The 11,510-nt window shown below is 47.7% G+C and carries 12 protein-coding genes; 10 read left to right on the top strand and 2 right to left on the bottom strand.

Going from position 1 to position 11,510, the window contains the following annotated elements; genetic code table 11:
• The first annotated feature begins 177 nt into the window (after nt 1-177).
• Together AC6B99_RS28325 and AC6B99_RS28320 are read left to right on the top strand one after the other, a co-directional pair.
• Complete coding sequence (locus AC6B99_RS28325) at nt 178-492, top strand: restriction endonuclease (RefSeq protein ID WP_496664781.1); 315 nt, start codon at nt 178-180, stop codon at nt 490-492.
• A 47-nt stretch (nt 493-539) separates the two neighbouring features.
• Nucleotides 540-749, top strand: coding sequence for a topoisomerase DNA-binding C4 zinc finger domain-containing protein (locus AC6B99_RS28320; RefSeq protein WP_496664780.1), 210 nt, complete (start codon nt 540-542; stop codon nt 747-749).
• 120 nt (nt 750-869) lie between these two features.
• Here AC6B99_RS28320 and lexA read toward each other — a convergent pair whose 3' ends face one another.
• Nucleotides 870-1,490, bottom strand: a complete 621-nt coding sequence (gene lexA, locus AC6B99_RS28315; RefSeq protein ID WP_046232543.1) for a transcriptional repressor LexA — start codon at nt 1,488-1,490, stop codon at nt 870-872.
• Nucleotides 1,491-1,725: 235 nt separating this feature from the next.
• Between lexA and AC6B99_RS28310 the strand changes: the two genes are divergently transcribed.
• From AC6B99_RS28310 to AC6B99_RS28290, 5 genes are all read left to right on the top strand, one after another.
• Entirely contained in the window at nt 1,726-2,106 is a 381-nt protein-coding gene (locus tag AC6B99_RS28310) for a LysM peptidoglycan-binding domain-containing protein (RefSeq protein ID WP_496664779.1), read from the top strand.
• Nucleotides 2,107-2,454: 348 nt separating this feature from the next.
• Nucleotides 2,455-2,658 carry a DUF896 domain-containing protein gene (locus AC6B99_RS28305; protein WP_056040774.1) on the top strand — a complete coding sequence of 68 codons (204 nt, stop codon included), beginning with the start codon at nt 2,455-2,457 and terminating at the stop codon, nt 2,656-2,658.
• A gap of 31 nt (nt 2,659-2,689) precedes the next feature.
• Nucleotides 2,690-3,676, top strand: a complete 987-nt coding sequence (locus AC6B99_RS28300; RefSeq protein WP_056040772.1) for an aldo/keto reductase — start codon at nt 2,690-2,692, stop codon at nt 3,674-3,676.
• A 107-nt stretch (nt 3,677-3,783) separates the two neighbouring features.
• On the top strand, nt 3,784-4,290 hold the full coding sequence (locus tag AC6B99_RS28295; RefSeq protein ID WP_056040770.1) for a hypothetical protein: 507 nt from the start codon (nt 3,784-3,786) through the stop codon (nt 4,288-4,290).
• A gap of 24 nt (nt 4,291-4,314) precedes the next feature.
• Nucleotides 4,315-5,100 carry an HAD family hydrolase gene (locus tag AC6B99_RS28290; RefSeq protein WP_056040767.1) on the top strand — a complete coding sequence of 262 codons (786 nt, stop codon included), beginning with the start codon at nt 4,315-4,317 and terminating at the stop codon, nt 5,098-5,100.
• Nucleotides 5,101-5,213: 113 nt separating this feature from the next.
• On the opposite strand, the gene AC6B99_RS28285 is transcribed toward AC6B99_RS28290, so the two are convergent.
• Nucleotides 5,214-5,756 carry a 1,2-dihydroxy-3-keto-5-methylthiopentene dioxygenase gene (locus tag AC6B99_RS28285; RefSeq protein ID WP_056040766.1) on the bottom strand — a complete coding sequence of 181 codons (543 nt, stop codon included), beginning with the start codon at nt 5,754-5,756 and terminating at the stop codon, nt 5,214-5,216.
• Nucleotides 5,757-5,936: 180 nt separating this feature from the next.
• Between AC6B99_RS28285 and metH the strand changes: the two genes are divergently transcribed.
• From metH to AC6B99_RS28270, 3 genes are all read left to right on the top strand, one after another.
• Complete coding sequence (gene metH, locus AC6B99_RS28280; RefSeq protein ID WP_496664790.1) at nt 5,937-9,359, top strand: methionine synthase; 3,423 nt, start codon at nt 5,937-5,939, stop codon at nt 9,357-9,359.
• A gap of 102 nt (nt 9,360-9,461) precedes the next feature.
• Nucleotides 9,462-10,397 (top strand): ribonuclease Z, encoded by a 936-nt coding sequence (rnz, locus tag AC6B99_RS28275; protein WP_494879118.1) that lies wholly within the window; start codon nt 9,462-9,464, stop codon nt 10,395-10,397.
• A gap of 137 nt (nt 10,398-10,534) precedes the next feature.
• The gene (locus AC6B99_RS28270; protein ID WP_496664789.1) at nt 10,535-11,503 is read left to right on the top strand and encodes a metal-dependent hydrolase; all 969 of its coding nucleotides are present in this window, start codon (nt 10,535-10,537) and stop codon (nt 11,501-11,503) included.
• Nucleotides 11,504-11,510 lie beyond the last annotated feature (7 nt).

Here is an 11,510-nt window from a genome sequence, read left to right as displayed (position 1 = left end):
GGTAGCTCATGGCTGATTCTCCTGTGTAGGGGTAGTGTGGTAACTTCATTCTACACACGAATCGGTCATGGGTCATTTTTATGTGTCGCACTTCATATTACAATCCGTCATTAAGTATAAATTCCTATTATATTTTCCGATATAAGGTATATTATGTTGAGCGAAAGGGATCTAAATATGGCAAAACGTAGAAGGAAGAAAGAGGAGTTGGACCCAGTACAAGCATTTGTGCTGCTTCTTATGCTGGGTGCAGGTTTTGGTGCGTACAAGCTTGCAAATTCTTTTATTTTTGCGGGTGTGGCATTTGGTGCGGTTATGTTGTTCTATGCAAATGTAGTGATATCAATTGCTCGCAAACGTAATGAACGCCTTAAGCGTTCCGGTATCGCAGAAATAGATAAGATGGAGGGCCGACAGTTCGAGAAGTATCTTGGACATCTTTTAGAGGCTCATGGCTACAAGGTAACGGTGACGCAGCTGCAGTCACATTAGCAAAGTCAAATACAGTTCGGCTTATTGATCGAGCAGAGCTCATTGAAATGATTTTGAAGATCAATGCCAATAGATCAATTCCAACACCACATACCGACACAGAACAAAACAATACTGAGAAAATGATTACGAAGCAAATAAGGACAGAAGTAGCATGTGCAAAATGTGGCCAGCCATTAGTTCGTCGTAAAAGTGCGCGTGGAGAGTTTTTGGGTTGTTCAAGCTTTCCTAAATGTCGTCATACCGAGGCAGTCTGAGTAGGAAGACCGAGAGCTGAAAAAATCCTCTGCCTAAATTAAAAAGCTGCATCCAACCCGTTTCTAGTGCGGTCAAGGATGCAGCTTTATTCAAGTATGAAGGGTATGAAATTTCAACGATTAATGAAAATCCCGGAACAAGCCGATGACTTTGCCTAAAATCGTAACGTTCTTCAGGCGGATAGGTTCCATGGTTACATTTTCCGGTTGGAGACGGATATGATCCTTCTCGCGGTAAAAGGTTTTGACTGTTGCTTCATCGTGCTCAGTCATGGCGACCACAATATCACCGTTAGTAGCGGTCTGCTGCTGGCGTACAATAACGTAGTCGCCGTTATGTATGCCGGCTTCAATCATGCTCTCGCCAATGACATTAAGAATGAATACATCATCATCTCCTACGTAATGGGAAGAGATGGGGAAATATTCTTCAATATTCTCAGTAGCGGTAATCGGCACACCGGCAGTAACTTTACCGACGATCGGTACATGGGTAACAGCAGGACGGATAATCCCGTCGACATCTTCCTGATCCAAAATCTCGATAGCGCGAGGTTTAGTTGGATCGCGGCGGATAAGCCCTTTCTTCTCCAGACGGTCCAGATGACCGTGTACAGTCGAGCTTGAAGCAAGTCCAACTGCTTCTCCAATTTCACGTACGGAAGGCGGATAACCCTTCTCGCGAACTTCGTTCTTTATAAATTCCAGAATCGACTGCTGGCGATTGGAAGCTTTGGACAACACGATCACTCCAGTTCACGCACTCCATGATGAGTGCGACATGAATTTTGATTGAAACTTTGATCCATGCACTTCATTCGAAGTGCAATATGAGTATTTATTTCTCAAATTATAACATGGAACCGCCGTTCGTACAAACATAAGTTCCTAAAAACAAAAGTTCGCATTGTCTGTTGACCACAAACAAATGTTCGTGTTAATATCGAAACAGAACAAACGTTTGGGAGTGAGGGCAATGATCATTTATCCAGAATCCTATCAATCTATTTTCTCAGAGAAAGCGCCTGTTAAGGCGGCAAAGATGAAATGGCAAATCAGCATGGCTGGATTTAGCAACTATGCTTTGAAGTTGGCGGTGTGTCTGACTCTGTTTATCGTATTGTTTTCTGGTTTTTTATTGGTGCGCACAGAAGCTTCAGTGAATCATGTTGCGCCAGCGTCTGCTGGAGAACAGACGGTAGTGGTTGCGCAAGGCGATACATTATGGGAGCTTGCACGTAAATACTCGGACAGTTCTGATGATATACGCTGGTCCGTTTATCAAATACGGGAACGCAACCAGCTGTCGTCGCCAGATATATGGCCTGGGCAGAAGCTGGTCATTCTTTCTCCATAGCTTCATTAAGAAGCATGCCTCTATACTATACGCAAGCTGTTTGCATGACGGAAATCATGTAGCTGTTCTTCGTAACTTTTGAAGCGTGAATACTCGACCTAAATACAGAATAGATCGGAACAATGATAGCATTATCGTTGTACGATCTATTCTGTATTTAATTATAGCCCCATTTTCTTGAAATATAGGAAAGGATATGATTTTCTCATCCATTCTCTATATTTCTCGGACTGAAACGCGCTGCGCCGCCAAAGGACGGCGACAGCCGTTTCACCTTGACAACAGCGTATTGGTAATGTCAAAGTAGAAAGAGTTTGGGAAAAGTACAGCAAGTGAGGTGAGCAATCAATGGAAGAGCTTATTGCCAGAATTAATGAATTATCCCGTAAAAATAAAACAGTCGGTTTGACGCCCGAGGAACTGACGGAACGGGCTGAGCTGCGCAGTAAATATATGGAGCAGTTTAAAAGCAATTTTCGCCAACAGCTTGATACGATTAAATTCGTAGAAGATGAAGAGAGTGAAGCGGGAGACGAGAAGCCACAGCATTAATTATTTTAATGGGAGAGGCGGTCATCATTTTATGAAATACCAACTGCTTGGACGTAGTGGACTAGCTGTTTCTGAACTTTGTCTTGGAACGATGACATTTGGCAATACAACGAATGAGCAGGATTCGCTTGAGATGATCAATCGTTTTGTGGAGCGCGGCGGCAATTTTCTCGATACGGCGAACGTTTATGTAAGCGGACGCTCTGAAGAGATCGTCGGAAAAGCGATTAAAGGCCGTCGTTCTGAGATGGTCGTTGCTACAAAGGTTAGAATGACAACATCTCCTGATATTAATGGAGTAGGGCTGTCCCGCAAGCATATTATGGACGGCGTGGAAGCGAGCCTCAAGCGACTGCAAACCGATTACATTGACTTGTATCAGGTTCATGTATGGGATCATGCTACGCCGATTGAAGAGACGCTGCGGACGCTCGATGATCTTGTCACATCAGGCAAGGTGCGTTACATCGGCTGTTCTAACTTTTTTGCATGGCAGCTTATGAAATCTTTGGCATGGAGCGATGCTAATAGGTATGTACGCTTTGTTTCGCTGCAGCCTCAATATAGCCTCGTTAGTCGCCAGATGGATCGCGAAATGATGTCGCTTTGCCTAGAAGAAAACGTTGGCGTTATTCCATGGGCTCCGCTTGGTGGCGGTTTTCTGACCGGCAGGTATGATCGCACAGAGCCGACAGAGGGCAGATTGACAAGCAAAGTAGGCGAAAGTGCTTGGGCAAACCGGGCAAATGAGCAAAACTTTGCTGTTTTGGATGCTGTATTAGCAGCTGCCAAGGAACTTGATAAAACACCTGCTCAAGTTTCACTGAATTGGCTGCTGCAAAGGGAAGGCATTACGTCCCCAATCTTTGGTGCTAGTACGATTGCGCAATATGAGGATAATATGGGAGCTGTCGGCTGGACGATGCCTGAAGAAATATGGAACCGTCTGGATGAGGTCAGCGCGCTTGCCGAAGACTATCCGAATCGTTTTATTGCAAAATTCAAACGTCCGTTTTAACGAATTACTGTGAAACCTGGAGATATACGGTGTCAGCCTGCATCACTTGTCTGACTTGATTTATTAAGCGTGATTTTGTGCTGCAGCCATAATAAGGAGGAACGAATTTGTCACGTACATGGGAGCGCAAGGTGCGCCGAAATACGAACCAAATTAACAAAAATCGCAAAAAACAAGGCGGCCCAAGCTTTAAACCAGCTGGACCCCAATCAGATCGTTTTGTTGGCCGCAGCTATATTGCGCCGATTTTACTCCTGCTGTTTATTGCCATGTACGTTATACTTGCCCAAATGGACCCGCAATTTAAATTCGATACCTTGCTAGGTGTGACAATTGGCTGCTATGTATTTCTGGCAATTGTATTTTTCCTGCGGCGCCCGTATATTACAATCGGTAAAAACTATGTTCAAACACGCAAGATGACTGGCGACAAGCGTCTAGGTGCAGAAGCGATCAAGACGATTCGCGTACAGCCTGGCTATGTGACAATTGAACCGCAAAAAGGATCGACGTGGGCTTTTTCGCGAGTATTTCATCGTTATCCAACGGATGAAATCAGCGCAAGATTAGAGCAATTTGCCAAAGATAACGGCATAACATACGAACAAAAATAAAACGACCAGGAGCGTCAGTGAACAATGGCAAAGCTAGCGGTATTATTTGATTTGGATGACACACTGCTATGGGATGACCGTAGTGTAAAAGAAGCATTTGATGCGACCTGTCAAGCAGGTGCGGAAGCAGCGGGCGTAGATGCGGTAGAGCTGGAGGAAGCTGTTCGCAAGGAAGCTCGCAGCTTATATGAATCGTATGAAACGTTCCCTTTCACGAAAATGATCGGAATTAATCCTTTTGAAGGCCTATGGGCTAACTTCCGTGAGGGAGAGCAGGAGGAGTTCAGAAAGCTGGAGCAGCTTGCACCCGCTTATCGTCGTGAAGCATGGACGAAAGGGCTAAAAGCGCTGGGCGTAGACAATCCAGAGCTTGGCGCCATACTGGCCGAGCAGTTTCCGGCAGAGCGCAGAGCGCGCCCGATTGTATATGATGAAACGTTTCGATTGCTAGATGCGCTAAAAGGCAAGTATAAGCTGCTGCTGCTAACGAACGGCTCACCGGATTTGCAGCAGGAGAAGCTTACAGGCGTTCCACAGCTTGCGCCTTATTTTGACCACATCATTATTTCGGGCGCTTTCGGTGAAGGCAAGCCGGCCGCTTCGATTTTCCGCCATGCGCTGGAGCGCCTTGGTATTGAACCGGAACAGGGTATAATGGTTGGGGACAAACTGACTACGGATATTTTAGGTGCAAATACCATTGGTATGGATTCGGTATGGATTAATCGCCATGACGCTGTTCGGTCGGATGAAATTGTGCCTACATATGAAATTAAGCATTTAGAGGAATTGCTGCCGCTGCTAGGATAGTCGCGCATACTCGCGCCATTACTGCTGCAAAAGCATAAGAAGAAGCCCCTTGGTCCATTGGACATGGCTCAAGGGGCTTCTCTGTATAATGACGCAATTCAATGAAGGAACGATCAAGCTTTAGTGAAAGCAGGGTCTTCGAACGGGTGGGCAATCCAGCCCTCCGTTTCAATAAACAGGCGAACAGCAACGATTTGACGGTTATCCATCAATGTGAAGAAGTGAGGAATTGTTTCTGGAACCGAAATAACGTCTCCCGCTTCCAGCTCAACGTCGAAATAACCGACTTCTTCGCTGCCTTTAATAATAAAGATTCCGCGTCCAGCTGTAATCGCCCGCACTTCATCTTCTGTGTGCGTATGCACTTGCTCAAAACGTTTTAAAATATCATCAAGACCTGGGGTAGCATCTGAAAGGGCAACGATATCCCATGTTTTGTAACCGCGACGCTGGGCAAGCTCGCGAATTTCTACATCGTAAGTAGCGAGAATTTCCGCTTTCTCTTCATCGGATAATACAAATTTATCTTGCAGATGGCCTGGCAACTTGCTAGCATCCCAGTGTTCATAAAGCACTTCTTGGCTTTCCAAAAACGCGCGAACGTTCTGCTCGCCAGATATTCTTTCCTCAGTATTGCGAATTCTAATCTCAGCCATCACAATTCCCTCTTTTCCTATTGAAATTAAATGTTATATTAAATATATAATGATTATAATGCAAAAACAAGCGATTGTCGATTGCAATTGCTTTTCACATTGCGTCGATTCTGTTAAACTGAACTTTAGTGATTTTCACAGGAAGGGTGCACATAATTGTCGAAACCAACCATACAAGAAATGATGCAAAAGCGGATATTGATTTTGGACGGCGCAATGGGAACGATGATTCAGCAAGCCGATCTTACCGAGGATGATTTTGGCGGTGAGGATATGGACGGCTGTAATGAAATACTCGTGTTGACGCGTCCTGATGTCATCCGTACTATACATGAACAATATTTAGAGGCAGGCACGGACATTTTGGAAACGAATACGTTCGGAGCAACTAGCGTCGTGCTGGCTGAATACGATATACCGGAAAAGGCGCGCGAAATCAACCTGGCTGCGGCGAAAATTGCCCGTGAAGCGGCGGATAAATATTCGACGCCTGAGCATCCGCGTTATGTGGCAGGAGCGCTTGGTCCGACGACGAAGACGCTTTCTGTAACAGGCGGGGTTACTTTTGAAGAGCTTGTGGACAGCTACTACGAGCAGGTCATTGCGCTCATGGAAGCAGATGTAGATGCGCTGCTTCTTGAAACCTCCCAGGATACACTTAATGTAAAAGCGGGGAGCATCGGCATTCGCAATGCGTTTGAGACGATGGGTCGTGAGCTTCCGATCATGATTTCGGGAACGATTGAGCCTATGGGAACGACGCTTGCGGGCCAAAGCATTGAATCGTTTTATATTTCGCTGGAGCATTTGAAGCCAATATCTATGGGGCTAAACTGTGCGACAGGTCCTGAGTTTATGCGTGACCATATTCGTACGCTTAGTGAAATTGCCAATTCGGCAGTAAGCTGTTATCCGAACGCGGGCTTACCGGATGAGAACGGTAATTATCATGAGTCGCCAGAATCGCTAGCGAAAAAAATGTCTGCTTTTGCCGAGCAGGGCTGGCTTAACATTGCTGGCGGCTGCTGCGGTACGACGCCGGACCATATCCGCGCTCTTGTCGAGACGATGGCGAAATATCCGCCGCGTACCAAATATGGCGAGCATCCTGCAGCAGTATCCGGCATTGATACCGTCTATATTGAGCCGGAAAACCGCCCAATTATGATAGGGGAGCGCACGAACATTTCCGGCTCGCGGAAGTTCAAGCGTCTGATCAAAGAAGAGAAGTTTGACGAAGCTTCGGAAATTGCCAGAGCGCAAGTAAAAGGCGGAGCCCATGTCATTGACATTAACTTGCAGGATACGGATATTGATGAAGCGTACGCCGTTCATCATTTTTTGCCGCAAGTTGTCAAGAAAATTAAAGTGCCGCTCATGCTTGATTCGACGTACGATCATATTATTGAGCTGGGCCTTAAATATTCGCAAGGAAAAGCGATCATTAACTCCATTAACCTGGAGGATGGCGAAGCCAAGTTTGAAAAGATTCTTCCGCTTATCCATCAATATGGCGCAGCTGTCGTCATGATACTAATTGATGAGCGCGGTCAGGCGGTTAGCCGTGAAGCGAAGCTCGAAGTGGCAGAGCGTTCCTACCGTTTGCTTGTTGATAAGTATGGCATGAACCCGGAGGATATTATTTTTGACCCGAATATGTTCCCGGTTGGCTCTGGTGACCCGCAATATATTGGCTCCGCAGTGGAGACGATTGAGGGTATTAAACTAATCAAAGAAAAATATCCGCTTGCCAAAACGATTCTAGGCCTGAGCAACATTTCCTTCGGCTTGCCGGATGCGGGTCGCGAAGTATTGAACTCGGTTTATTTGTACCATTGTACAAAAGCGGGACTTGATTATGCGATTGTGAACACCGAGAAGCTGGAGCGTTACGCTTCGATTCCTGAAGAGGAGCGCAGACTGGCGGAGGAATTGATTTTTAATACGACAGACGAGACGCTGGCTGCTTTCGTTGCCGCCTTCCGCGAGAAGAAAGTGGTCAAGAAAGAGAAAATCTCCAACCTGACGCTGGAGGAAAGACTGGGTTCTTATGTCGTTGAAGGTACGAAGGAAGGACTAATTCCTGATCTGGATTTGGCGCTTGCCAAATATACGGCGCTGGAGGTCATCAATGGACCGCTCATGCGGGGGATGGAAGAGGTCGGCAGACTGTTTAATAATAATGAGCTCATTGTGGCGGAGGTACTGCAAAGCGCAGAGGTCATGAAAGCTTCGGTTGCTCATTTGGAGCAGTTTATGGAGAAGGATGAATCGTCCGTAAAAGGGAAAATTATATTGGCGACGGTAAAAGGCGATGTGCATGACATCGGCAAAAACCTCGTTGAAATTATTTTGTCCAACAACGGTTACAAGATTATTAATCTCGGCATTAAAGTACCACCTGAGAAGCTTATAGAAGCTTACCGCAATGAGAAGGCGGATGCGATTGGCCTGTCGGGCTTGCTGGTCAAATCGGCGCAGCAGATGGTCATTACAGCGCAGGATATGCGCAGCGCAGGCATTGACGCGCCAATTCTGGTCGGTGGTGCGGCGTTGACCCGCAAATTTACGAAGACGCGGATTGGTCCGGAGTATGACGGCTTGGTGCTGTATGCGAAGGATGCAATGGACGGGCTTGATATTGCCAATAAGCTTATGGATAAAGACCACCGTCAACGGATGGAAGATGAGATGGCGGAATACAAAGCATTGGGCGGCGAAGAAGAGGTTCAAAGCAAAGAGCTGCCTAAGCTTACCCGAATCGAGCGTTCAAAAATTTCAGTAGACGCGCCAGTGTACATTCCGCCTGATTTGGATCGCCACATTTTGCGCGATGTTCCGCTGCCGCATATTATTCCTTATATCAATATGCAGATGCTGCTCGGTCATCATCTAGGACTGAAGGGCAACGTGGAAAACCTGCTGAAGGAAAAGAACGAGAAGGCGGTTCATCTCAAAGAAACGGTTGACGGCATTTTGCATGAAGGAACGACGAACGGGATTTTGAAGGCTAACGGCATGTACCGCTTCTTCCCGGCGCAGTCCTCAGGAAACGATATTATTATTTACGACGCTAACGATCAAACGAAGGAAATCAAACGTTTCACCTTCCCGCGCCAGCAGGTAGAGCCATTCCTTTGTTTGGCGGATTTCCTGAAGCCTGTAGATAGCGGCATTATGGATTATGTCGGCTTCCTCGTTGTAACGGCTGGCGAAGGCATTCGCGATTTGGCGGGGCAATGGAAGGATCAAGGCGATTACTTGCGTTCGCACGCGCTGCAATCGGTGGCGCTTGAAGTGGCGGAAGGACTTGCTGAGCGCGTCCACCATATGATGCGGGATATTTGGGGCTACCCGGATCCGCATACGATGACGATGAAGCAGCGCCACGGCGCACGTTATCAAGGGATTCGCGTATCGTTCGGCTATCCAGCCTGTCCGGATCTGGAAGATCAAGGTCCATTGTTCGAGCTGATGAAGCCGGAGGATATAGGCGTTGAGTTGACGGAAGGTTTCATGATGGAGCCGGAAGCATCGGTATCTGCGATGGTGTTTTCCCATCCGGAAGCGCAATATTTTAACGTTGAGAAGGTTGAACGTTAGGTGCATAAATAGCATCATGAATAGCAGGGAGAGCCTCCGCAAAATCGTTTTTAACGATTGGCGGAGGCTTTATCCTATTTTTGAACAGGAGGCGGTAGGTGCATGGAAATTTGGTTTCTTGGAACAGGTGCGGGACGGCCGTCGAAAGAACGCAATGTAACGTCGATTGCGCTGCGGCTGCCAGAGCCGGATGGCGGGCTATGGATGTTCGATGCAGGCGAAGGCACTCAGCATCAAATGATGCGATCCCCGCTGAAAATGGGCAAGCTGAATGCACTATTCATTACGCATCTGCATGGTGATCATACCTTTGGGATTCCAGGTCTGCTTAGCACAAGATCTTATTCCGGCGGCAAAGGTCCGCTCCATTTGTTTGGTCCTGTAGGCATTGAAGAGATGGTGCGAACCGCGCTGCGGCTGAGCGGAACCCATATTGACTATGAGCTGATCATAACCGAGATCCAAGGGGATGGCGTTATTCATGAGGATGAGCGATTCGTTGTGGAAGCGTGGTCATTGGATCATCGCCTGCCCTGTTATGGCTACCGCTTGCTGGAGCGAGATTGTCCGGGCAAGCTTAATACAGAGCGTTTGAAAGCGCTGAGTGTTCCGTCAGGGCCGCTATATGGCAAGCTCAAGCAGGGCGAGGATGTGCAGCTGCCAGATGGCACGACGGTGCGTGCTGCTGAAGTAGCTGGAGCTCCATTAAAAGGAAGAATCATTGCAATTGCTGGCGATACCAGCCCATGTGCCAACATGGCCCGGCTTGCTGAAAATGCAGATTTGCTCGTTCACGAAGCGACGTTTGCTGCAGGACAGGAAGAGAAAGCGCATGAATATGGGCATTCGACGACGATTGAAGCAGCGCAGGCCGCTAAAGATGCAGGTGTGCAGCAGCTGATTATGACGCATTTCAGCTCGCGTTTTCTACTTGAGGATATGCCGATGCTGAAAGAAGAGGCCCAGCGTATTTTTCCGCAATCCGAAGCGGCCTATGATCTGTTCCATGCCAAAATAGCAAGGCGCAGCGACTGCTAGCCTTAGGGGACTTCCGTCCAGTCTGCTACACCCTAAGTCCCTCTTACGAAAACAACATATGCTGAAAATAATGCGTTGACATTCCCCCCGTATGATGGCTGTGAACAGCAGTATACACATCGGGAGGCTGATACGTGATGGATACAGCAAGCCATTTATTGTTCGGCGCAACACTTGGGGGACTCGCGATGCTCGACCCTGCGCTCGCTGCGCAGCCAGCCGCAATGCTTGCCGTATGGACAGCAACGCTGCTCGGCAGCCATGCGCCGGATTTTGATACGGTGATGCGCTTTAAAGGGCAAGCGGCCTATGTGCGCTATCATCGCGGCATTACGCATTCACTGCCTGCACCTGCCATTTGGTCGCTGCTGGGCTTGCCGATTGCGTGGCTTTATGGTGTGCCCGAGCTTGCTTGGCAGGTTGTAGGCTGGATGTTCGTTGCGGTCTGTTTTCATGTTTTGCTGGACTTGTTCAATTCCTTTGGCGTGCAATGCGCCAGACCTGTTTCGCAGAAATGGCTGCATTTAGATACGTTATGCCTATTTGATCCCTATTTGTTTGCTTTGCATGTGTCTGGCTGTATCCTTTGGGCATCAGGCTTAGCCGAGCCAGGCCCGATGTTTGCCATCATTTACGCAATGACGGCTCTCTATATCGGATGGAGGCTGCGAGTAAGCCGTAAGGTGAAACGGCTGCTGCGAGAAAGCTTCGGCCTCCGTACGGGCATAACGCTCGTACCGTCACTGCTAGGCTACAGCTGGCAGTTTACAGCAGACTGCGGCGACCATTATGCAGCGGGCACGGTTGCCGGAGGATTGGTTAAGATAGAGACGACAGTGAGCAAGCTGGATGACGCGGAATTGGTTCCAGTTGTGCGTGCGGCGATGAACGAGGAAGGCGTGAAAGCTCTATTGTCATTTTCCGAGCGGGTTCATGTGAATGTGCAGGAAAAGCTCGATGGTTACGAAGTGACCTGGAGCGATGTGCGTTTTTGGAATAAGCAGCAAATGCCGTTTGGGGTAGCTGTGACGCTCGATGCGGATATGAAGGTACTGAATCACCGACTAGGTTGGAATAAAAAAACGTGGGAGCCTCCCCACGTTTAGTGAAATA

Source organism: Paenibacillus liaoningensis, assembly GCF_059609455.1.
Note: the sequence above shows the minus strand (reverse complement) of the source record. Positions and strands in the feature narration are given on the sequence as shown.